Source organism: Poritiphilus flavus (assembly GCF_009901585.1).
Taxonomy (GTDB): Bacteria; Bacteroidota; Bacteroidia; order Flavobacteriales; family Flavobacteriaceae; genus Poritiphilus; species Poritiphilus flavus.
The window spans coordinates 658342-680218 of sequence record NZ_WXYO01000001.1 but is presented as its reverse complement, the minus strand read 5'-3'; the positions used below and the strand labels follow the sequence as shown (position 1 = coordinate 680218).

Annotated in this window: 20 protein-coding genes; 11 read left to right on the top strand and 9 right to left on the bottom strand. The window is 46.0% G+C overall.

What is annotated here, in order from left to right:
• The first annotated feature begins 20 nt into the window (after positions 1-20).
• The 5 genes from GTQ38_RS02790 (at position 21) to GTQ38_RS02770 (ending at position 3911) form a co-directional block, all read left to right on the top strand.
• Positions 21-722, top strand: a complete 702-nt coding sequence (locus GTQ38_RS02790; RefSeq protein WP_161433745.1) for a CoA transferase subunit A — start codon at positions 21-23, stop codon at positions 720-722.
• An 81-nt stretch (positions 723-803) separates the two neighbouring features.
• Positions 804-1160: a four helix bundle protein gene (locus GTQ38_RS02785; protein WP_161433743.1), complete on the top strand. Its 357-nt coding sequence runs from the start codon at positions 804-806 to the stop codon at positions 1158-1160.
• 34 nt (positions 1161-1194) lie between these two features.
• On the top strand, positions 1195-1851 hold the full coding sequence (locus GTQ38_RS02780) for a 3-oxoacid CoA-transferase subunit B (RefSeq protein WP_161433741.1): 657 nt from the start codon (positions 1195-1197) through the stop codon (positions 1849-1851).
• 363 nt (positions 1852-2214) lie between these two features.
• Positions 2215-2760, top strand: coding sequence for a GNAT family N-acetyltransferase (locus GTQ38_RS02775; RefSeq protein ID WP_161433739.1), 546 nt, complete (start codon positions 2215-2217; stop codon positions 2758-2760).
• 2 nt (positions 2761-2762) lie between these two features.
• Positions 2763-3911: a serine hydrolase domain-containing protein gene (locus GTQ38_RS02770; RefSeq protein WP_394350957.1), complete on the top strand. Its 1149-nt coding sequence runs from the start codon at positions 2763-2765 to the stop codon at positions 3909-3911.
• 3 nt (positions 3912-3914) lie between these two features.
• Here the strand turns inward: GTQ38_RS02770 and GTQ38_RS02765 are convergent, their stop codons facing one another.
• Together GTQ38_RS02765 and GTQ38_RS02760 are read right to left on the bottom strand one after the other, a co-directional pair.
• Positions 3915-4613 carry a LytR/AlgR family response regulator transcription factor gene (locus tag GTQ38_RS02765; protein ID WP_161433735.1) on the bottom strand — a complete coding sequence of 233 codons (699 nt, stop codon included), beginning with the start codon at positions 4611-4613 and terminating at the stop codon, positions 3915-3917.
• Positions 4610-5575 (bottom strand): sensor histidine kinase, encoded by a 966-nt coding sequence (locus GTQ38_RS02760; RefSeq protein ID WP_161433733.1) that lies wholly within the window; start codon positions 5573-5575, stop codon positions 4610-4612. The genes GTQ38_RS02765 and GTQ38_RS02760 overlap by 4 nt, the downstream gene beginning before the upstream one ends.
• A gap of 216 nt (positions 5576-5791) precedes the next feature.
• On the opposite strand from GTQ38_RS02760, the gene GTQ38_RS02755 reads away from it, so the two are divergent.
• Positions 5792-6361 carry a thioredoxin family protein gene (locus tag GTQ38_RS02755; protein WP_238857756.1) on the top strand — a complete coding sequence of 190 codons (570 nt, stop codon included), beginning with the start codon at positions 5792-5794 and terminating at the stop codon, positions 6359-6361.
• Here GTQ38_RS02755 and GTQ38_RS02750 read toward each other — a convergent pair.
• Positions 6358-7506 (bottom strand): methionine aminotransferase, encoded by a 1149-nt coding sequence (locus GTQ38_RS02750; protein ID WP_161434063.1) that lies wholly within the window; start codon positions 7504-7506, stop codon positions 6358-6360. The genes GTQ38_RS02755 and GTQ38_RS02750 overlap by 4 nt on opposite strands.
• A gap of 72 nt (positions 7507-7578) precedes the next feature.
• Complete coding sequence (locus GTQ38_RS02745; RefSeq protein ID WP_161433731.1) at positions 7579-7854, bottom strand: hypothetical protein; 276 nt, start codon at positions 7852-7854, stop codon at positions 7579-7581.
• Between the two features lie 183 nt (positions 7855-8037).
• Between GTQ38_RS02745 and GTQ38_RS02740 the strand changes: the two genes are divergently transcribed.
• On the top strand, positions 8038-8748 hold the full coding sequence (locus GTQ38_RS02740) for a helix-turn-helix domain-containing protein (RefSeq protein ID WP_161433729.1): 711 nt from the start codon (positions 8038-8040) through the stop codon (positions 8746-8748).
• 17 nt (positions 8749-8765) lie between these two features.
• Here the strand turns inward: GTQ38_RS02740 and GTQ38_RS02735 are convergent, their stop codons facing one another.
• The 3 genes from GTQ38_RS02735 to GTQ38_RS02725 are packed head-to-tail and all read right to left on the bottom strand — an operon-like array spanning position 8766 to position 12242.
• Positions 8766-9512: a succinate dehydrogenase/fumarate reductase iron-sulfur subunit gene (locus GTQ38_RS02735; protein WP_161433726.1), complete on the bottom strand. Its 747-nt coding sequence runs from the start codon at positions 9510-9512 to the stop codon at positions 8766-8768.
• A gap of 53 nt (positions 9513-9565) precedes the next feature.
• Complete coding sequence (locus tag GTQ38_RS02730; RefSeq protein WP_161433724.1) at positions 9566-11569, bottom strand: fumarate reductase/succinate dehydrogenase flavoprotein subunit; 2004 nt, start codon at positions 11567-11569, stop codon at positions 9566-9568.
• Between the two features lie 4 nt (positions 11570-11573).
• Positions 11574-12242, bottom strand: a complete 669-nt coding sequence (locus GTQ38_RS02725; protein WP_161433722.1) for a succinate dehydrogenase cytochrome b subunit — start codon at positions 12240-12242, stop codon at positions 11574-11576.
• Between the two features lie 277 nt (positions 12243-12519).
• Here GTQ38_RS02725 and GTQ38_RS02720 point away from each other — a divergent pair, with 277 nt between their 5' ends.
• The 3 genes from GTQ38_RS02720 (at position 12520) to GTQ38_RS02710 (ending at position 16823) form a co-directional block, all read left to right on the top strand.
• The gene (locus tag GTQ38_RS02720) at positions 12520-13410 is read left to right on the top strand and encodes a RimK family alpha-L-glutamate ligase (protein ID WP_161433720.1); all 891 of its coding nucleotides are present in this window, start codon (positions 12520-12522) and stop codon (positions 13408-13410) included.
• On the top strand, positions 13388-14353 hold the full coding sequence (locus GTQ38_RS02715) for a succinylglutamate desuccinylase/aspartoacylase family protein (RefSeq protein WP_161433718.1): 966 nt from the start codon (positions 13388-13390) through the stop codon (positions 14351-14353). Before GTQ38_RS02720 ends, GTQ38_RS02715 begins: the two co-directional genes overlap by 23 nt.
• Before the next feature lie 454 nt (positions 14354-14807).
• A complete protein-coding gene (locus GTQ38_RS02710; RefSeq protein WP_161433716.1) occupies positions 14808-16823 on the top strand; it encodes a sensor histidine kinase in 2016 nt (671 codons plus the stop codon).
• 559 nt (positions 16824-17382) lie between these two features.
• Here the strand turns inward: GTQ38_RS02710 and GTQ38_RS02705 are convergent.
• Together GTQ38_RS02705 and GTQ38_RS02700 are read right to left on the bottom strand one after the other, a co-directional pair.
• On the bottom strand, positions 17383-18561 hold the full coding sequence (locus GTQ38_RS02705) for a DUF1624 domain-containing protein (RefSeq protein ID WP_161433715.1): 1179 nt from the start codon (positions 18559-18561) through the stop codon (positions 17383-17385).
• A gap of 25 nt (positions 18562-18586) precedes the next feature.
• Positions 18587-21439 carry a VPS10 domain-containing protein gene (locus tag GTQ38_RS02700; RefSeq protein ID WP_161433714.1) on the bottom strand — a complete coding sequence of 951 codons (2853 nt, stop codon included), beginning with the start codon at positions 21437-21439 and terminating at the stop codon, positions 18587-18589.
• A 134-nt stretch (positions 21440-21573) separates the two neighbouring features.
• Here GTQ38_RS02700 and GTQ38_RS02695 point away from each other — a divergent pair, with 134 nt between their 5' ends.
• Positions 21574-21876: a hypothetical protein gene (locus tag GTQ38_RS02695; RefSeq protein WP_161433713.1), complete on the top strand. Its 303-nt coding sequence runs from the start codon at positions 21574-21576 to the stop codon at positions 21874-21876.
• Position 21877 lies beyond the last annotated feature (1 nt).

Sequence of the window (21877 nt, the reverse complement as noted above, 5' to 3'; positions counted from 1 at the left end):
CAATCTATTGAATATACATTATGATACAAAAAACTGTACCAAATGTCCGGCAGGCCCTGGAGGGAGTCAGGGATGGAATGACCTTTATGTTAGGGGGCTTCGGACTTTGTGGAATACCGGAAAATGCCATTGCTGAACTGGTCCGGCTGGGGGTTAAAGACCTTACCTGTATAAGTAATAATGCCGGAGTAGATGATTTTGGATTGGGGCTCCTGCTCCAGGGCCACCAGATCCGCAAAATGATCTCTTCTTATGTAGGGGAGAACGATGAGTTCGAAAGGCAGATGTTAAGCGGAGAACTGGACGTAGAGCTTACGCCCCAGGGAACCCTGGCTGAAAAATGCCGGGCGGCCCAGGCTGGGTTTCCCGCTTTCTACACCCCTGCCGGTTATGGGACTGAGGTGGCAGAAGGCAAAGAGACCAGGGAATTCAACGGAAAGATGTACGTGCTTGAAGAAGCGTATAAAGCTGATTTTTCTTTCGTTAAAGCCTGGAAGGGTGACCAGGCCGGCAACCTGATCTTCAAGGGTACCGCCAGGAATTTCAACCCCTGTATGTGCGGTGCGGCAAAGATCACCGTTGCCGAGGTAGAAGAACTGGTCCCTGCCGGAGCATTGGACCCAAACCAGGTGCACATCCCGGGAATATTTGTACAGCGCATCTTTCAGGGAGAGCAATACGAAAAGCGTATAGAACAACGGACGGTAAGACAAAAGGAATAGAAAATTTGAAAATGTTTGCCCGCATTAGGAAAAAGGGATAATGAAGCAATGAAATCAATGGATTAATGTAGCAATGTTTTTATGAAGAGGAATCCAAATGTAGTCAAGGAGAAAACCATTGATTTTGAGTTGAAGATCATCGAGTTTTGCGAGTTGTTAGAAACTCAAAAAAAATTTGTAGTAGCCAACCAACTACTTCGGTCTGGAACCAGTATAGGAGCACAGGTCCACGAAGTCAAGAACGCGGAGAGTCGTTCGGACTTCGTTCACAAAATAAAAATTGCCCTAAAGGAACTTGAAGAAACTAAATATTGGTTGATACTATGTGAAAGATCTGGTTCTTATCCTTTTGAAAGCTTTTTGAAGGAAAAAGTAAATGAATTAGGGTTGATTCTATATAAAATTGTCAGTACAAGCAAAAAGAATCTAAACAAATAACCCATTGTCACATTGATACATTGTTACATTAGTCATGCTTGATAAAAACGGAATAGCAAAAAGAATTGCCAGAGAAGTAAAGGACGGTTATTATGTAAACCTTGGAATCGGGATCCCAACCCTGGTGGCTAATTTTGTCAGGGACGATATACAGGTGGAATTCCAGAGTGAGAATGGCGTATTGGGAATGGGGCCGTTTCCCTATGAAGGAGAAGAGGACGCGGACATCATCAATGCCGGTAAGCAGACCATCACCACACTGGCCGGGGCCTCTTTTTTTGATTCAGCCACAAGCTTTGGGATGATCCGTGGCCAACACGTTCACCTGACCATATTGGGAGCCATGGAAGTAGCGGAGAACGGAGACATTGCCAACTGGAAAATACCAGGGAAAATGGTTAAAGGCATGGGTGGCGCGATGGACCTGGTAGCTTCTGCAGAGAATATCATAGTGGCTATGATGCATACCAACAAAGCCGGGAAGTCCAAGCTCTTAAAACGTTGTACCCTTCCGCTGACCGGGGTGGGCTGTGTAAAAAAGGTGGTCACCAACCTGGCGGTAATGGAAGTAACAGACGAGGGATTCAAGCTGCTGGAACGTGCACCCGGGGTAAGTATAGCGGATATTCAGGCTGCTACGGAAGGCAATCTCCTGGTAGAGGGAGATATTCCGGAAATGAGCCTTGATTAAGGAAAAGAGTGCATTTCATCGAAAAAATTAAAACACTCGTTATTTTAACCACAAGATGAGGGCGGTTCACAACAATAATTTAGACCGAAAGGGGTTTAGATAGTATCTTTATAACAAATAAAAAAGTCGATCCCTCCCCAAATTTACCGGGATTTAACTTTTAAACCTACAGACTATGGATGCCCAAATGAACAACAGACCTACTGAAGAAGAAGTGCAAGTGTATCGGAATGACTTTTACAGTGGTATTTTGATGCTAACACGAAAACTATTCATGCTATAAAAAGCATTATTAGAAAATTTAAAAGGAGTAAGGCTTAGGTTTTGCTCCTTTTTTTATTTTTAGTTCTGATTTATCAGAACATGCAACTACAACTTCAAAAATGTACTGCCAAACATTTGAATCAGCTTATTCAGCTATCAAAGAAGACCTTTGTAGACGCTTTTGAACATGTGAATGACCCCGAAGACTTCAAGACCTATATCGATAAGGCCTTTTCTAAAGAACAGTTAGGCGCTGAGCTGAAAAACCCCGATTCTTCATTTTATTTTGCATACCTTGAACAGGATGTAGTGGGCTATTTCAAACTAAACGAAGAACAAGCGCAAACCGATATCAAGAAGGCTGAGGCTTTGGAAGTAGAGCGAATCTATGTGCTCCAGGGATTCCAGGGTAAGAGAATAGGGCAGTGGATGATGGAAGAGATCAAAAAGATCGGAATATCCAGAAAAAAGAGCTACCTGTGGCTTGGAGTTTGGGAGGAAAATGTAAAAGCTATTGACTTCTACGAAAGACACGGCTTTGTAAAGTTTGGGAAACACCCCTATTATATCGGCAAGGACCGCCAAATGGACTGGCTAATGCGATTTGATCTGCCTTCCGCAAACAAAGAAACATCTACTATATGAAAATGAGAGTTACGCTTTGCCTGACTTTGCTCTTTTGGGGAGGTCTGGTTTTCTCACAACAGAATTATTACTTCCCGGAACGCCATAACTGGGAGGAAAAGCCGGCTAAGGAATACGGTTTTGACGACACCAAACTAAATGAAGCCATCCGCTTCGCGCAGGATAATGAATATTCCGGCTCAAGAGATCTTAGGATAGCCATTCTCAAAGGCTTTGAAAGGGAGCCTTTTCACGAGATCTTAGGACCGACCAAGAAAAGAGGTGGCCCGGCTGGCTTGCTGCTAAAGAATGGATACATCGTTGGGAAATGGGGAGATACCAACCGCGTGGATATGACATTTAGCGTCACCAAAAGCTTTTTATCCACCATGGCCGGTCTAGCGGTAGATCAGGGTTTGATCCACAGTACTAGGGATCTGGTGAAAGACTATATCTGGGATGGTACCTTTGGGGGTCCTCACAATAGCAAGATCAGCTGGGAACATCTGCTACAACAGAATTCAGACTGGTCCGGCGAACTTTGGGGTGGCAAAGATTGGGCAGACCGGCCGCCTCGCGAAGGAAGCCTGGACGATTGGAAATTCCGAAAACTCAACGAACCCGGGACGGTAATGGAATACAATGATGTGAGGGTAAATGTGTTGGCGTATTCCCTGACCCATGTCTTAAGGAAACCCCTGCCTATGGTATTGAAGGAAGAGATCATGGATAAGATCGATGCCTCAACTACCTGGCGCTGGCATGGATATGAGAATGCCTGGACAGAGATAGACGGGATCCAAATGAAATCCGTTACAGGCGGCGGACATTCCGGAGGGGGGATCTTTATTAATGCGGAAGACATGGCCCGGTTTGGCTTGTTGTTCCTAAACCAGGGGGTTTGGAAAAAAGACCGCTTAATTAGCGAGCAGTGGATCGCGAAGGCTACTACCCCATCTGAACCCAACCCGAATTACGGCTATATGTGGTGGTTGAATACCAAAGGGAACAGGCATTGGGAAGGACTATCTGAAAATCTGTATTACGCCGCAGGCTTTGGCGGTAATTTTATTGTGGTGGATAAGGAAAATGACCTGGTGGTGGTTACCCGTTGGCTGGAGCCCTCCAAGATCGGGACCTTAATGAAAATGATCGATGAGGCCTTGAAATAATCCTTAACCTTTGTGCAATCTTTGCATGAAAGTGGTTTTATATGTCCTGCCGAGGGGTAAACGAATACCCTTTACGGTAAGGCGATTTCCGTTTACCTGCTCCACTTCCCTTAGATTAACGATGTAGGACTTATGGGTCTGTACAAAGAGATCCTGAGGCAGTCGATCAAGCCAGTTTTTAAGGGAATCGATATAGGATAATCGGTTTGTACGGGTAACGATGGTAACGTAATTCTTTTCAGACTCGATATACAATATCTCCCCTGCCCTGATACGATGCAGGGTTTTATCCACATTTACGAAAAGTACCGGATCCCTGCTGTCCTTGTCTTCATAGCTTTCTTTTTCGCGCATTCCCGTGCGTACCCGATTCACGGCTTTCAGGAATCGCTCAAAAGAAAACGGCTTCACCAGATAATCCCTCACAGCGTCCAATTCATAACTTTCTACGGCGTAGTTGGGGTAAGCTGTGGTCATGATCACCTGTGGAGGGTTGGTCAGGGTCCTGATATATTCAATCCCGGTGATATCCGGAAGGTTGATATCCATAAAAATGAGATCGACCTCGTTCTTTTTCAGGAAAGGATTGGCGGCGATTGCAGATTGAAAAGCCCCTACAAACTCCAGGTTATCGAGTTTGTCGATATAATTCCGAAGCACCTTTTGGGCCGGGATCTCATCTTCTATCAAAATGCATTTCATAGGAGGTTCAATCTAAGTTTAACCTTGTAGACATCTGTGGCTTCAATGGATAACTCATGCTTGTCTTTGTAAAGCAAGTTCAGTCTTTTTTGGAGGTTTTCCAACCCTATGGAAGCAGATGTGCCAGAATCTTCCTGAATTTTACTGATGTTTGTGCAAAGGCATTCCAGTGTGCCGCCCTCTACCCGGATCTGAATATCCACGGTGCTGTTAGCCGCGCTGTGCTTGAAAGCGTTCTCTATAAGGGCAATTAGAAGGAGGGGGGCGATAAAGTATCCCTGGTCATCTATCTCCTTTTCGTAGTTGATCTCCTTGATGTTCTCAGTCCTGATCTTCTGAAAGCGTATATAATTGTCTATATACTCCATTTCCTTGTCCAGCGAAACTTTGCTGGAATCACTTTCGTAAAGAACATACTTGAGATTGTCGGACAGCATAAGGATCATTTCCGGAACCTGTCTGGGCTTTTCAAGCGAATAGGAATATATAGTATTAAGGTTGTTGAATAGCACATGAGGATTTATTTGGGATTTAAGGTATTGCAGTTCCATTTCCGTTCGCTCCTTACGAACGCGAAGGATCTCTTCCTGGTTTTCCAGGTACCTGAACAGAACCCAGAGAAAGGAAAAGAAAATAAGAGGTACCAGTGTTTGCCAAAGGTAATTCGAGAGGCACTTAGGTACAGAACAGCCACATTCCGCAAAGAAATTGCAGTAAAGCTGTGTCGCGAAAAAGGCCACAACACCTATCAACAGCACATATAAGGCGTACATTTTTCTTCGAACGAAAAATGGAAGCAGGAAAACATCATTCAGATAGACCAGGGCAAGAAGAATCGTAAAGTATTGCAGGAACGGGTTCTCCTTCCAGTAGTAGTCGGAGAAAACGAAGAGGGAAATAAATATGAATAACGCCCAAAAGAGCAGGTGTATTAGTATTCGATATATGTGTTTGCCTGGCAAATTGTGTGAATTTGCGCAAAAAATACCAAAAAAAGCGTCTTTATAACCAGCCAGCGGTATCAACGGCGCGGATAGCGATACAAACAACAGAGATCACCTAAAGTTGCACTTGGTATTCATATGTTGCTCCTTGGTATAGTTATTCCTTCGGCTGAAACACAAAGCTGGTATCTCATAACGGTTGAGGTTAGATTTAAGCTCATCAAAACAGATACCATGAAAGAATTTAGACTATTTCCACTGCTAACACTCCTGATTTTTGGGTCCCTGCAAATGGCGATCGCCCAACAACTCAACTACAAGACGGTAGACAAGAAAGGCCGAGAAAAGTTACTTGGCAAAATAACCAAAGAAGGCTTGCAGCAAGACAGTTTTGCCAACTGGTTCAACCCGCAGTACGAGAATTATCAGGTAGACGAAGAGACAGTGCAGGCATTGCGAAAGCAATTGAAAAGGTATGAGATCAAGGTATTCTTAGGAACCTGGTGCGGAGACAGCAGAAGGGAAGTGCCCAGGTTTATCAGAATTCTTGAAGCGGCGGATTTCCCCAAAGAAAACTTGTCCATTATCGCTGTGGACTATGAAAAGCCCTTTTACAAAAAGAGCCCGGGAGGGGAAGAAAAGGGATTGAATATCGTTAAAGTACCCACCTTTATTTTTTACAAAAAAGGAGCGGAAACAAACAGGATTATTGAGTATCCCGTGGTTTCCTTAGAAAAGGATATGGCCAAAATTCTGAAAGAGGAAGGCTATAAGCCCAATTTTAGCGGACTCAAAGCGAACTAAAGTGTGTTGATAATGGCTGTCGCCTTATCCAGGGTCTCCGTGGTTTTGGCAAAACAGAACCTCAATTGGCTGTGATCTTCCGCATTGCTGTTGAAGACAGAAATGGGGATACTGGCCAGCTTGTGATCTACGGTAAGCCTATGGGCCAGGTCCACATCGCTCTCATCACTGATCGCGCTGTAATCCAGTAACTGGAAGTAAGTGCCTTGCGAAGGGGTAAAAGAGAAGCGCGAATCTCGGATAGAGTTGAGAAAATGGTCCCGTTTCTGCTGGAAAAATGGGCCGAGGTCCAAATAGTTTTTGGGTTCTTCCAGGTAGACGGCTAACGCACGTTGAATAGGGTGATTTACGCAGAATACATTGAACTCGTGAATTTTCTGAAATTCTTTCATCAGGGGCTGGGGAGCCGCGCAGTAACCCATTTTCCAGCCTGTGCTGTGAAAAGTCTTGCCAAATGAGGCACAGACCAGGCTTCTCTCGGCTAACCCTGGGAACTTTGAAACACTTTGATGCGTATTGTCGTCAAACACCAGGTGTTCATAAACTTCATCGCTGAGAACCAAAATATCGGTATGTTCAAGACTCTGTTGGAGCTGGTGCATGTCTTCCGCGGAAAACACCCTGCCGCTTGGATTATGTGGTGTATTGATCACCACCATTTTGGTGCGCTCCGTTATTTTAGACCTAAAGAGGTCCCAGTCTATCTGGTATGTCTTTCCCTGAAGTTGTACCGGTACAGGAATCCCCCCGTTTGCCCATATTACAGGTTCGTAGCAATCGTATGCCGGTTTCAGAACAATGACTTCATCTCCTGTTGAAACTAGGGCTGCAATAGCGGTGTAGATAGCCTGTGTGGCACCTGCGGTTACGGTAATCTCGGATTCGGGGTGATACTCCGCTCCGTACAGGCTTTTGATCTTATGCGAGATCACCTCGCGGAGGGAGTAAATCCCGGCCATGGGAGCGTACTGATTGTAGCCGTCTTTCATAGCCTTTGCGATGAGGTCTATCAACAAGGGATCTGGTGAAAAATCCGGAAATCCCTGGGATAAATTCACGGCATCGTGCTTGTGTGCCAAACTACTCATAACAGTGAAGATGGAGGTTGGCAGATCCGGCAGTTTGGAGGTGATATTGTACTGGATAGTTATAGAACTTTAAGTGAGCTGCTAAATTAGCAAATTAAACAGTTCGCATTACCCCGTATTAGATCAATACTAGTCCCTCAGGATCTGATCCAGATAGATCTTATCACTGGTTGCTTGCAATTGCCTTGCCAGGGAATTTTCAAAAGCCCTCTGAAGCAAAACAATAATGGCTTTGGAATTGGATTTGGTGAGGCTGTTAGTTCTGTAGACCACATCGCGTATAGTAGAAAAACTCACATTCGTCAAGGCCGCTATATTGGCATAGTCGTCCTTGGAGGTATTCCTTCTTAAGATGGTAGATAGTTTTTCGCTGATCGGTTTTCCAAATTCATCTTTTTCAAACATAATGGAAAAGGTTTTTAAGCGAATTTCTCAGTTGAGGAATGTGCGGTCCATCAGTCGATTGCTGATAAAACCCAATGAAATTACGCAATTGTTTATATTTGTTTGTAAATCGGTTACAGATATATGTAGAAATAATACATAAATTTCTGAATACGTAAAAATATTACACAATATTACGACATTATGTTTATACTAAAGCAATTGAGGCGCAAAAAAAGTATCAGCCAAACAAATTTGGCCGAAGCCATTGGGGTAAGCCTTCGAACCATTCAGCTTTACGAAAGGAAAGGAGCCAATATCCCTATAAAGAACCTCACTAAAATTGCCCAGTATTTTGAAATGAGTATTGCGGAGTTATATATGTATGAAGTGAATGAGACCGATGGGAAGTACAACGGAAAACCAAGATTTTCTTCCAAAGGACAGCAGGTTCAACAGGTTGGCCTGGGCAAATACCAGATCTCTGTGCCCCTTATTTCCGGTGAACAACAACGGGCATATTGCAAAAACCTACACAATAAAGATTATATTAATGGACTTTCTCATATCGGTTTCGTGATAGAGGAAGTGCAGAATAGTAGTTATGCCGCTTTTGAGATTACCAATAATTCCATGGATAACGGCAAGATCGGAGGAATACCTAATAAGGCTATAGTGCTCGGAAAGTTAGTTCCTGGGAAAAAGTTCCCTACGGAGTGGCTATCCAGGCCAAACCATCCCTGGATCCTGGTAACCCTGGAGGGTATTTTGTGTAAAAGCATTATCGCTTATGACAAAGAGGGTGGGAAACTTAAATGTCATAACCTCAATCCATCACCCGAATACACGGACTTTGAACTAAACATGGAAAATCTGGAACAGCTCTTTCTGGTAGTCAGGAAACAATTGAATTGACCAAGACGCCTGGCTCCTTAACCTTTTACGGAAGCACTTAGGTATTCCCGATTCATTCTGGCAATATTTTCCAGGGAGATCCCTTTTGGACACTCAACTTCACAGGCACCGGTGTTGGTACAGTTCCCGAAGCCTTCCAGGTCCATTTGCCGAACCATATTCTGAACGCGCTCTGCGGCCTCTACTTGTCCCTGAGGTAATAGCGCGAATTGGGATACCTTGGCAGAAGTAAAAAGCATGGCGCTGGCATTCTTGCATGCAGCCACACAGGCTCCGCAACCAATACAGGTAGCCGCATTAAACGACTTGTCTGCCATATCCTTTTCTATAGGGATGGCGTTGGCATCAACTGGTCTTCCTGAAGTGTTTACGGAGATATAACCTCCGGCTTGTTGTATTCTGTCAAAGGCAGTACGGTCTACGATCAGGTCTTTGATCACCGGGAACGCTTTGGCCCGGAAAGGCTCAATAACAATACTGTCCCCGTCATTAAAAGACCTCATATGCAACTGGCAGACCGTGATCCTTGAATCAGGACCATGGGGTTGTCCGTTTATCATCAGGGAACAGGTTCCGCAGATGCCTTCCCTGCAATCGTGATCGAACTCTACCGGCTCTTCTCCCTTAGCAACCAATTCTTCGTTCAGCACATCCAGCATTTCAAGGAAAGACATATCCTCTTCAACACCATTGAGGTCATAATCGACCATTTGCCCTTTTGAAGTAGCATTCTTCTGCCGCCAGATCTTTAGATATATTTTCACAGCTCTTTATTTTAGTTCCTGAGCGCTCTGGGCACTCAACAATAGTTTATATTTTATTTGTACGAACGTGTTTTAACTTCAATGTTCTCGTACTTGAGTTCTTCTTTATGTAAGACAGCGTCTTTAGGCTCTCCCTTGTATTCCCAGGCCGCCGCATATTTGAAATTCTCGTCATCCCTCAGGGCCTCTCCTTCAGGGGTCTGATATTCTTCTCTGAAATGGCCTCCGCAAGACTCTTCCCTTTGCAGGGCGTCTTTCGCGAAAAGCTCTCCCAGTTCCAGGAAATCTGCAACTCTTCCCGCTTTTTCAAGTTCCTGGTTCTTGGAATCACTGCTTCCAGGAATATTCACATTTTCCCAAAAGTCCTTTCGGAGTTCAGCGATCTCTGTGATCGCGGACTCCAGGTCTTTGGCATTTCTGGACATCCCGCATTTGTTCCACATGATCTTGCCGAGCTTCTTGTGATAATAATCCACGGAATGCTCTCCCTTGCCAGACATGAGTTTCTCGATCCGATCCCGAACATTTTTCTCGGCCTCATCAAATTCAGCGGAATCCGTAGGGATAGGTCCTGTCCTGATATCATCAGACAGGTAGTCACCAATGGTATAAGGCAAGACAAAATATCCATCTGCCAGCCCCTGCATAAGCGCTGAGGCACCAAGCCTGTTTGCGCCGTGGTCGCTAAAGTTTGCTTCTCCGGCAGAATAGCAACCTGGAATAGTTGTCTGCAGATTGTAATCCACCCAGAGGCCACCCATGGTGTAATGGACTGCCGGATAGATCATCATCGGGGTCTTATAGGGATTTTGATCAACGATCTTTTCATACATCTGGAACAGGTTGCCGTATTTGGCTTCAATAATTTCTTCGCCCAATTGCCGGATGGTGGCTTTGTCAGGGTCCTTTATTCCCGAAGTATAGGCCTTCTCTTTACCATAACGCATAATGGCTGCCTCAAAATCAAGGTATACTGCCTCACCGGTTTTGTTAACCCCGTGTCCGGCATCGCATCGCTCTTTGGCTGCCCTGGAAGCCACATCCCTTGGAACCAGGTTCCCGAAAGCCGGGTATCTGCGCTCCAGGTAGTAGTCTCTGTCTTCCTCTTTCAATTGGGTTGGCTTCAGTTTGCCTTCCCGGATCGCCTGTGCATCTTCCAACCTTTTTGGGACCCAGATCCTTCCATCGTTTCTCAGGGATTCCGACATCAGGGTTAGCTTGGACTGATGATCTCCCGAAACCGGGATACAGGTAGGGTGGATCTGTGTAAAACAAGGGTTTGCAAAGAATGCCCCCTTCTTATGTGCTTTCCAGGAGGCCATCACATTGGCGCCCATACAGTAAGTAGAGAGGAAGAAGAGGTTTCCGTATCCTCCCGTAGCAATGACCACCGCATGCCCTGAATGCCGTTCTATCTCTCCGGTAACCAGGTCCCTGGCAATTATTCCTCTGGCTTTTCCGTCCACAAGGACCAGGTCCAGCATTTCGTGGCGGGTGTACGATTTTATCTTACCACGCTGTATCTGCCTGTTCATGGCGGCGTAGGCCCCGAGTAGCAGTTGCTGCCCTGTTTGGCCCTTGGCGTAGAAAGTCCTGGAGACCAGAACCCCCCCGAAAGAACGGTTGTCCAGCAGTCCGCCATATTCCCTGGCGAATGGGACACCTTGTGCCACGCATTGGTCAATGATGTTCGAAGAAACCTCGGCTAATCTGTAAACATTGGCTTCACGGGATCGATAGTCCCCTCCTTTTATGGTATCGTAGAACAATCGGTACACACTGTCCCCGTCTCCCTGGTAGTTCTTGGCTGCATTCACTCCTCCCTGGGCCGCAATGGAATGCGCTCTCCTGGGAGAATCCTGGTAGCAGAATGTTTTTACGTTATAACCTAGCTCTGCCAGGGTTGCCGCTGCGGAACCTCCGGCAAGGCCGGTACCTACAACTATGATATCAATATTTCTTTTATTGGCCGGGTTAACCAGGTCAATTTCGTTTTTATGTTTGGTCCATTTCTCAGCCAAAGGCCCTGAAGGAACTTTAGAATCCAACACGCTCATAGCATTAATGCGTTAAAGGGTTAAAATGATGGTAGAGGGCAATGAAAACAAAACCCAAAGGAATTACTACCGCGAAAACTTTAGTGAAGGCTTTTATTGATGGTGTATATTTGTTGTTTACTCCCATACTCTGGAAGGCCGAAGCGAATCCGTGCCACAGGTGTAGCGCCAAAAGCACAAAGGAGACCACATAGATAACAGTGCGCCACATAGGTGCGAATTTCTCAACGGTCTCGGCGTGGTATCTTGTCGGATCCTGAGGCTTGAACTCTATATACTTGTAGGCCATTTCGTGTACCCAGAAATCATAAAAGTGCAGCGCAAGGAAAGCGAGGACTACCAGCCCTGAAATGATCATATTCCTGGAAACCCAGGAGGCATTCGCGCTCCCTTTAAACTTTACATACTTCACACCTCTGGCTCTGTTGTTCTGCAACTCCAGAACAAAACCCATTACAAAATGGATGATCACCCCCGCGATCAATATGGGTTGCAGGATATATTGCACAAGCGGGTTATAACCCATAAAATGAGACCACTCGTTAAAAGTGTCCGGGGCGATAACAGAGGTAAAATTTATGGTAAAGTGCTGTGCTAAAAAGAAGACCAAAAAAAAGCCGGAAAGCGCCATAACAACTTTCCTGGCAATTGAAGATTTTGTCAATCCGCTCATAAGGAGTTGGTTTACATGAGTGACTACAAAATTAGGCCATGGAGCCGTTTTTAACAAACTTTCAAAGCGATATATGAACTATTTAGACCCATTTAAAACTGACAAATTTGGCCTTCTTACTTTCAGGTAATCTCCAGGCACAAAAGATCGTCCTAAATCAGAACAATAAAGTATTTAGGTAAGCACTGTTTTTTGTTAAAAAAAGGGCAGTGCCAATTAGTACCGTTCTATTTTTTAACCGATATTACAATCAAAATAACTACCAAGCGCTCACCACATGGATATCGGCCTGTTATCTGTTAGCATGAATGTGTACTCAACCAAGCGTATTGCCGAAGAGGCCAAAAAGCTCGGGCATTATATTGAGCTTATTGATCACACCAAATGTTCTGTAAAACTGGGTTCCGGAAAACCACAGATCTACCTGAGGGACGAGAACATTACTAACGAATTCCATGCGATAATTCCGAGGATTGGTGCAAAGGTTACCCGGCATGGTGCCGCAATTGTAAAGCAATTTGAAATGAACGGAGTCTTTAGTACAGCCCGTTCCCTGGGAATTACAAGAGCCAGGAATAAGGTAAGGACGCTGCAGATCATGGCGCGCAAAGGTATTCCCATTCCGGAAACCCTGTTTTCCATAAACCCGGATAATATTGAAGCCCAGATAAAGATACTTGGGGGTACCCCTGTCATCATAAAACTTCAGGAAGGCACCCAGGGCCTCGGAGTAATTCTGGCCGAAACCGAAAAATCCGCTAAATCCATCATAGATACCTTTTATAAAATGGACACCAGTATCCTCATTCAGCGGTATATTGAAGAGGCCAATGGCGAAGATATCCGCATCATTGTGGTGGGGAATAAGGTGGTGGCCAGTATGAAACGAAGCAGTGCACTGGGAGATTTTCGTGCCAATGTACACAGGGGTGGAGAAACCGTCGCGGTCAAACCGAGTGCCAAAGAGCAGTACATCGCGCTGAATGCCACTAAATTTCTCGGATTGGGAGTAGCGGGAGTGGATCTGCTGAGGTCCAACAAAGGACCGCTGCTTATTGAGGTCAACGCCTCTCCCGGATTAAAAGGGATAGAGGCGGCCACCGGAGTGAACGTGGCTAAAGAAATCATTAAATACGTGGAGCAGAATGGACGTCGGAGAAGAAAATAAGGAGATCGTCATCGGAAACGAAGCCGTCCCCCCCGGAAAAGAACAGCTTTTGAAGATCAGTATTGACCGGCTTCCAACCGGAACGCTTATTGACATACCGGTATATGTTTTCAACGCCAGAAAACCCGGGCCAACAATCCTTATCCAGGCTGGTCTGCATGGGGATGAGATCAATGGGATTGAGATAGTGAGGCGAATGCTGCAGCAAAAGCGCTTCAAGATCCGCAAGGGGGCCGTGGTCGCGGTTCCCATTCTGAATATATTCGGCTTTATACATTTTTCCAGGGATGTCCCGGATGGCAAAGACGTAAACCGCAGTTTTCCCGGAACCAAGTCCGGATCCATGGCCAGCAGGATAGCCTATCACTACACTTCGGAGATACTGAGACAAATAGATATTGGGATAGATCTGCACACCGGAGGGGCACAGCGCCATAATTTTCCCCAGATCCGCTATACCGAGGAAGATGAATACAGCAAACAACTGGCCGGTATCTTTAATGCGCCTATTACCTTCCCTTCCAGGCTGATCAAAGGCTCATTCCGAAATGCTGCCTACCGAATGGGTAAGCCAACCATTGTTTATGAAGCTGGTGAAAGCATGCGTTTTGATGACTATGCAATCTTGGAAGGGATGCAAGGGATACTAAATGTGCTGAAGCACTTCGAAATGATCAGCAAGATAGAACCGCTGTATTCCGAACGTAGTGAGAGCGTGCACCTGGAAGAGAGAAAGTGGCTTCGGGCGCCCACGGCCGGGATGTTTATCCCTGAAGTTACCAATGGTAGTGAGATCAGCAAAGGCCAGGAATTGGGATTGATCACCGATACCTATGCCAAACACCGCAAGCGAATTAAGGCGCCCTATGACGGATATGTGATCTGTATAAACCATCAGGCAGTGGTCAACCAGGGAGAAGCCCTGTTTCACGTCGGGAAATAATCCGGGTTGAAATACCTGTTTGGGGGTACCAAAACCCCATTGCATCACGATACCAGGCTCTCAGAGCATCCCAAATGTTCTCTATCCGAACTGTTCACAGACCAATCGGTTTGTGCACCCATACTTTCATCGATCGCATCCAGCAAATCCTGCACTTAATCGATGAAATTCAACCTGAAATCAGCCTAAGAAATCAGGATATCCAACACATCAAAACCCAAAAACCGACCGTAGGGTCTGTTTTAAGGATCAGCGGTTTTTTGAGTTTTTATGACCATGCCTTTTTAGAAGATTCCTTAAATGAGGTCAGTTTGTTCAATAGCTGTGATCAACTGGGCATCCATGGGCCACAAAATGCACCATAACTCATAAAGCCTATGCTAAATGAGGTACTATTTATATTATTGAAATATCGGATTCCTTATCTTTGACTTACTTAAGACTTCCCCAGGTCATGAAAAGTATTTGCCGCCTTTTATTGTGTTTCCTTACCTTCTCCCTGTCTGCCCAGGAGGTGGACCTCACCAATGCTGTCCAATCCCTAAAGCTAAAGATCAATAACTCGGAAGGAGGTGAACGCCTGATGTGGATGGATAGTCTTTCTAAACTGATCCAATACAGAACGGATTTCCCATACGATTCCATCGCAAGTCAAACGATCGATTATGCCCTGGAGCTTGATTCCACGCGATTGGCTTTGGAGCATGCCATACCCCTGGTGGATCATATCACACTGGGTTTGGGAAATCCGGAGGAGGCCATAGAGTATTTCAATAACTTCAAGGACAGGGTCCCCAAGAGGCAACACTTTATGGAGTTGATCGAGTTTTACATTGAGGGATCATATAGCAATATGTTGCTCCACCGTTATGTAGAGTCCCTGGACATTCTTGAACAGGCCTACGAGTTCTCCCTTCAGATCAAGGACCGGACAATGCAGGGTGTACTTAAAGAGCATATAGGCAAGGTGCTTTGCTTTAAAGGGGATTTCCAGGAATCGGCTGCGGCACTGGAGGAGGCCCATCAGATGCTAAAGGACCATAGTAGGCCTGAATTGGCATGGCGGCCAAAGGAAACCTTGTCGATACTGTACTCCCAGAATGGACTCCAGGCGGAAGCAAAGAAAATACGTATGGAAATCATCGAGGAGGCGAGAAAATATGGGGATAAAGGAACATTGTATGATCAGTTTTACAACCAGGCCTTTGACGAGATGTTGCATGGGAACCAAAACGAACGGCTCAGATATCTTGATTCGGCAAGGGTCTATACCTATATACCAGAACATGATAAATTTGTTATTCAGGAATCCTTGGTGGCCCGTTTAGGCGCCTATGCCGAAAACGGGATGCTGGAACAGGCAGAGGCTGTAAAGCAAGAGTTGGATGAACAGAGGAAGCACAGTGAATACTTTGAAATAAAAGAATACAACCTGGCCATGGCGCACTATGAATTTGCAAAGGGCAATTACCAAAGAGCAGCCACCTTGGGGGAAAGGGAATATGCCAATGTAAAGAATACCCAGTTCTTTGAGGGCATCTATATAACCCATGGCTTTTTGGCTAAGGTGTACGACAGTCTGGGTGATCTGGGCAGGGCTCATGAACATCTCCGGGCCCACCACAGGATAAAGGACTCCGTAGGCAGCGTTCAAAAGGCGAACGGATTTTCCTATTACCAGGCACTATATGAGGCAGAAAAGAAGGATTCGGAGATCGTATCCCAGAAATCGGAGATCGCACTGTTAAACGCCAGGAACCGGGCGCAGAACATGTGGATCACTTTTGGTGGTTTGGGGATACTGGCTGTGCTTACGATCCTATACCTGGTATGGGTACAGAATGCCACCAAAAGGAAACAGCAGGCTCAGGCCCGCTTCTCCAGGAACCTGATCAAGGGCCAGGAGGAGGAGCGAACCCGTGTGGCCAGAGAACTGCACGACGGGGTAGGGCAAAAGCTGATGCTGTTGGCCAAAAGGTCAAAGTCCGGTGAGGATGCAGCAGTAAAATCCCTGGCGATGGATACCCTGGAGGAACTGCGTAGCGTTTCCCGCCACCTGCACCCGGCCACTTTAGAGAAGTTGGGTTTCTCCGGAGCAATCAGGGCGATCATCGATGAGGTGGATGCCAACACAGACATCTTTTTTACCCATAGCATTGAAGATGTGGACGAGCTGTTGAGCGATGAGAATTCCCTGCAGCTCTACCGGATCATGCAGGAGCTATTGAACAATATCGTAAAGCACTCCGGGGCCAGGGCGGTATCGGTAGACATAGAAAGGAAGGCCGGTACGATAGAAATAGTGGTGAAAGACAACGGGAAAGGCTTTAGCTTCAAGGAGAAAATTCGCGACAGTGCCAGTCTGGGCATGCGTACGCTTTTGGAACGGGCCAGGATAGCCGGTGCCAAACTCCATGTGGAGAGCGGAGCCGCTTTGGGTACAACGGTTTCCTTAAAAATGGGCATTTAGGCTACTAAATTTCTGACATAACGAAGAAGTGTTAAGGGCATCCGCGGGCTTTTGCTCCAATCATTTTAAGTCGTCCTAAGCCGCTTTAAGCCCCTGTGGGAGCTTCCAAAGTCGCTTCCTCGGCAAATCGCTAAGCACCCCTTTTCAATGGATTTCCGCGCAATCCCTGATGCCAAGTTCCCGCCCGCCTGGTATTGAACTGCGGCGCCGGGAGCACTTTTCATTAAGTGCCAAAAAAGCGGTGTTCGCTCCGTTCACTAATCAATCAATCGTTACCCAAATTTCGTCCAAGGAAATATTCTCTTCAAATTAGCCCAGGACAATCAAGGTTTCTACTGCCTTGTTTTTAGCCCTTCGCCCTCCATCCCCGAATACCTTCCAGATTAGTGTGCCTACATTCCCTGGATATTCTCAAAAGTAAGGAATGGTGAAAAAAGCAAATGGGTATTAACATATCCATTTTTGAACTAAGGTAAACTCGCAAAATATTTCTCGAAAAAGAGACGGTAAAAACCGGTCCCAAACTCCTTTTTTATTTCGTTTCCTTCCCAATAAAAATTTAGAGATAACTCAACCACCAATATTGCCTGTTCCGGGTCTTGTAGCTATCGTACCATTTACAGATCGGAAACAGGGCAAGGATCAAAACAACCCAGATAAGGTATACCACCCAAAGACTAAAACCATAGCCTTGCAATTCGGGCTGGAAGTTGATCCACAGGTCAATAACCATATCGGAAGCCTGGAAGCCGGTAGCCATGGCCGCCAGCAGTGCAAAGAAATGAATAACATATATATGTATAATGTAAAAGAACATCGGCACCCTTCCGATCACCACAAGCCATTCTGTAAGTTTTCCACGCCAGTTTTCGGCAAATGCAAGAAAGATCATTGGCAATCCCAGGGTTACCAACAGGAAAAGCAAGGAAGGTGGATATTTGGTAAGGTTAAAAAAAGAAAGTACCGTAAAGCTTGCGGTGTCCTGAACCTCCCATTTTATGGCATCCCCATAGAGGTTGGTTGCCCGGATAAGTACGAAGGCCACTAACATCCCAAGGCCAAGCCAGATCAAGGACTTCTTTCTTTTCTCCGGCGCATAGGATGGCCTGTAAAACTCACCAAAGTGATAACCGAGCAGCATTACAAATATCCACGGGATCATGGGGTAGCCTGATAAAATGGTGATATTCCCCATGGGAACCACATTGAAAACGTGCAAAAAGGTCCAGATCCCGGAAGAAACCGCGCCGCTTGGGCTATAGGAATCAAATAGATTGTGCCCTACTACAAAGAGTAAGGCCAGGGAGATGTTCAGTTTTTTGGGAAGGTGGATAAAACCGGCCAGAAATATCATAGCGATCCCCAATACCCAGATCACCTGTAAAACCACCGTACTGAAGTCCAGTTTGAACATCCAGGCGAACTTGATAATGGTCACTTCCGCAATAACAAGCCATATACCCCTTTTCAAAAGCCATACGAACAGTTCTTTCTTACTGCGCCTTTGCCCGACGAAAAAGGCTGAGGTCCCTGCCAGAAAAACGAAAACAGGCGCGCAAAAGTGGGTAATAAACCGGGTCCAGAAGATCCCGACAGAGGTCTGGCTGAGGTCCGAAGGGTCATAAAAGAAAGCGTCGTAATGGAAATAGTCTCTTACATGATCCAGTGCCATAATTACCATGACCAGGCCCCTAAGCATATCTATGGACTTGATCCTTTTGGCTCTTGTTGTGGTCATTCTTAGGTTGCTTTTGGTTGAAATGCTACTCCTTAATTAGAAACTCCCTCTGATCCTTGCTTCCTCCGCCTTCCAGATCTATACTGTAAGTCCCTGGTGGCAAATAGGTTTTCCCGTCTTTGGCGATCTTTAGTTCCCTCTTGTATTTCTTTTGATAGGCTGTTTTGCCCTTTTTGGAAAACGCCACGTCATAAGAAACGATATTCAATCCGCGGTCTGCGGGCACCTCGGTATTGCTAACGGTAATCCCATCAGGGGTTTTGATGTTAATGGCGTATTCTCCGGGACTTTTTGAATAGAATACCATGTCCAGGCCGGGGGTTTCCGCTTTGCTCCAGGGGCTGGAAGGGTTACCCCAGCTTTCGGAATGTTTGATGTCCTTAAATGTAAAAAGATGTAATCCCTTGTCAAGTACTTCGGGTGTGAGCTCTTGCAAGGCACTGATATCCGCTTTGTAGATACTACGGCCATGAGTGCCCACCAACAAATGCCTGGCTTCAGGCTGAATTACAAGATCGTGGACAGCCACATTGGGGATACCGTTTTGGAAGAGCTCCCAGGACAATCCCTGATCAAAGGAAGCATAAAGACCGTTGTCCGTTCCGGCAAAGAGCAGGTGCTCGTTTTGCGGATCTTCCAAAATCACATTTACAGCAGACACCGGAATATTCGCGGAGATGGAAACCCAGTTTTTTCCGTAGTCCTCACTTTTGAATATATAAGGTGTAAAATCGTCCCATCTATACCCATTGAGGCTGACATAGACCCGTTCTTTTTGGTGTTTGGAGGCGGCAACCCGGCTTACCCAGAGGTCTTTGGGAAGTCCGGAAGATATGTTCTGCCAACTGCCTCCCGCGTCCCTGGAGAGGTGTATTAATCCATCATCACTTCCCGTATAGAGCAGGCCGAACTGATGCGGGGACTCTGAAATGCTCGTAAGGGTACCAAAGGCCACATTGCCTTTTTTTCCGCCCAGGGTCAGGTCTTTTGAGATCGTTTCCCAGGAATCACCCTGATTCATGGAACGGTGCAGTTTGTTACTTCCCATATAAAGGATATCCTGGTTATGAGGGGATAACAGGATAGGAGATTGCCAGTTAAATCGGAATGGAGCCTCACCCAGCTCGTGTTTGGGTTGGATAGGCTGGCGTTTTTCTTTTTCGAGATCCAGGCGGTAGTAGTTCCCGAACTGAAAGCCGGTATAGACGGTATTCGGATCACGGGAATCTATCTGTACCTGCATACCGTCTCCCCCAAGTATGGATTTCCAGGGATTGTGGCCGGTCTGATGCCATTTGCTGTCTTCTTTAGCAGTATGAGGACCCATCCAGACCCCATTGTCCTGCAATCCCCCATAAACATGATAGGGTTGCTGATTATCCGCGTTAATGGCGTAGAATTGGCCCACTGAAGCGGAATTGTGCTTGGTCCAGTTCTTACCATCGTCATAGGTCATATTGAGTCCGCCGTCATTTCCATTGATCAGGTGCCCTGGCCGATTTGGATTCACCCAAAGCGCCTGATGATCTGAATGCACATTTTCCTTGCTGATGGAGCGATAAGTCTTTCCTCCATCGTCTGAAGTTATCAGCGGGACCCCGCCCAGATATATCTTCTCTTTATTGCCTGGGTTTACCCTGATCTCACCGAAATAGTAACCATAGCTGTAATACAGATCATCGATATAGTTTTCGTTCATTTTTGTCCAACTGCTACCCCCGTCCTCACTGCGGTACACTTCCGCCCCAATAACAGGAGTATCGAACAGCAGTGAATTTGCATCTTCCAGGTATTTTGCCAGATCCACAGGCTGCACAGTACCGCTTCTTACCATGGATTTTACGTTGGAAGCCTTGTACTTTTCGTGGAAATTATTGTTCTTCAGGAAATCGTCCAGTTTTTGGTCTTCCAGTTCCAAAAAAGCCGAGCCGCTCATGTTTTTGAAATCTTCCTTTTTCAGTTTGTCTGAAGACTTATCCGGGCTTTTAGGCTTGTCTCTTCTGAATTGGTTATCGTGAACCGCGTAGAGCGTATTTGCATCGAAAACGGCCAGCCCTATCCTTCCAACTCCCTCACCAGTAGGGAAACCGCTTTCTGCGGTTGAGAGTTTTTTCCAGGTCTTTCCGGCATCCGTACTTTTATAGATTCCGGAACCGCTTCCGCTTCCCCTGAAGTTCCAGGCTTTACGGTCTTTTTCCCAGGCAGCGGCAAACATAATATTGAAATCCTCCGGGGCACAGGCCAGGTCAATAATACCTGCAACTTTACTGATGTATAAGGTTTTGGACCAGGTTTTGCCTCCGTCCGTAGTCCTGTAAATGCCCCTATCCTCATTTGGGGAGTACAGGTGTCCGGTTACCCCGACCACTACTTCTTCGCTGTTTTGAGGGTTGATCAGTATGCGGCCGATATGATGCGAATCCGGCAGGCCCATATTTTCCCAGCTCTTTCCGCCATCCGCGGATCTCAGGATGCCAATCCCTGAATATGAGGAACGGGAAGAGTTATTCTCACCTGTCCCCAACCAGATGACTCCCTGCTTCCAATCCACTGCGATATCTCCCACATTCTGGGTCTGGGAGGAATCCAGAACCGGGCTAAAAGAGGTTCCGTTGTTGTTGGTGTACCACAGACCTCCTGAGGCATAGCCTACATAGTATTCCACAGGGTTTTCCGGGTTTACGTCCAGATCCACCACCCTACCGCTCATTACAGACGGGCCGATGTTTTTAAAGGGAATATGACGCAGCAGGGAATTAGTCGCCATTTGTCGCTTCTGTTTCAAGCCCTCTTCAATATGCCCTGCCTGGGTGGCAGCCGGCTGTGCAGAGAGATTGAAAACAAGGAAAACAGAACAGAGGAGGAAAAAATATCTCATTATTTAGGAGGGTTTTGCGAAACGTGAATTTAGGCATTTGCCAAGACTTGTGAAAAATTAAAAAATCGACAAAAATATCCAGATAATTTTAATTTTTCTTAATTTGAAACCATCAAAACAACTAAACTGATAAAATGGAAGCGTATTTGCCATTGATTATTCAATTGGTTAGTGGGGCATTTGGGGGCAACATAGCTGGAAAACTTTTGAAGAACATGTCTCTGGGAACGATCGGGAACTCCATAGTTGGAATTCTTGGCGGTGGTATTGGTGGATGGTTGTTAGATGTGCTTGGGATGGGAGGCGGAGCTGAGATGGCCGGTGCCGTAAGTAGTATGGACCTTTCCTCAATAATCGGCAGTATTGCCGGTGGTGGCGTTGGCGGAGGTGTACTAATGGCCATCATAGGAATACTAAAAAAAGCAATTTCAAAATAAG

Excerpts from the sequence above, each read along its gene's own strand:
- GTQ38_RS02790 (WP_161433745.1), top strand. The coding sequence starts at position 21 with ATGATACAAAAAACTGTACCAAATGTCCGGCAGGCCCTGGAGGGAGTC.
- GTQ38_RS02705 (WP_161433715.1), bottom strand. The coding sequence starts at position 18,561 with ATGACCACAACAAGAGCCAAAAGGATCAAGTCCATAGATATGCTTAGG.
- GTQ38_RS02745 (WP_161433731.1), bottom strand. The coding sequence starts at position 7,854 with ATGTTTGAAAAAGATGAATTTGGAAAACCGATCAGCGAAAAACTATCT.
- GTQ38_RS02730 (WP_161433724.1), bottom strand. The coding sequence starts at position 11,569 with ATGAGCGTGTTGGATTCTAAAGTTCCTTCAGGGCCTTTGGCTGAGAAA.
- GTQ38_RS02700 (WP_161433714.1), bottom strand. The coding sequence starts at position 21,439 with ATGAGATATTTTTTCCTCCTCTGTTCTGTTTTCCTTGTTTTCAATCTC.
- GTQ38_RS02765 (WP_161433735.1), bottom strand. The coding sequence starts at position 4,613 with ATGAAATGCATTTTGATAGAAGATGAGATCCCGGCCCAAAAGGTGCTT.
- GTQ38_RS02770 (WP_394350957.1), top strand. The coding sequence starts at position 2,763 with ATGAGAGTTACGCTTTGCCTGACTTTGCTCTTTTGGGGAGGTCTGGTT.
- GTQ38_RS02715 (WP_161433718.1), top strand. The coding sequence starts at position 13,388 with ATGGACGTCGGAGAAGAAAATAAGGAGATCGTCATCGGAAACGAAGCC.
- GTQ38_RS02720 (WP_161433720.1), top strand. The coding sequence starts at position 12,520 with ATGGATATCGGCCTGTTATCTGTTAGCATGAATGTGTACTCAACCAAG.
- GTQ38_RS02755 (WP_238857756.1), top strand. The coding sequence starts at position 5,792 with ATGAAAGAATTTAGACTATTTCCACTGCTAACACTCCTGATTTTTGGG.
- GTQ38_RS02695 (WP_161433713.1), top strand. The coding sequence starts at position 21,574 with ATGGAAGCGTATTTGCCATTGATTATTCAATTGGTTAGTGGGGCATTT.
- GTQ38_RS02775 (WP_161433739.1), top strand. The coding sequence starts at position 2,215 with ATGCAACTACAACTTCAAAAATGTACTGCCAAACATTTGAATCAGCTT.
- GTQ38_RS02785 (WP_161433743.1), top strand. The coding sequence starts at position 804 with ATGAAGAGGAATCCAAATGTAGTCAAGGAGAAAACCATTGATTTTGAG.
- GTQ38_RS02725 (WP_161433722.1), bottom strand. The coding sequence starts at position 12,242 with ATGAGCGGATTGACAAAATCTTCAATTGCCAGGAAAGTTGTTATGGCG.
- GTQ38_RS02780 (WP_161433741.1), top strand. The coding sequence starts at position 1,195 with ATGCTTGATAAAAACGGAATAGCAAAAAGAATTGCCAGAGAAGTAAAG.
- GTQ38_RS02740 (WP_161433729.1), top strand. The coding sequence starts at position 8,038 with ATGTTTATACTAAAGCAATTGAGGCGCAAAAAAAGTATCAGCCAAACA.
- GTQ38_RS02710 (WP_161433716.1), top strand. The coding sequence starts at position 14,808 with ATGAAAAGTATTTGCCGCCTTTTATTGTGTTTCCTTACCTTCTCCCTG.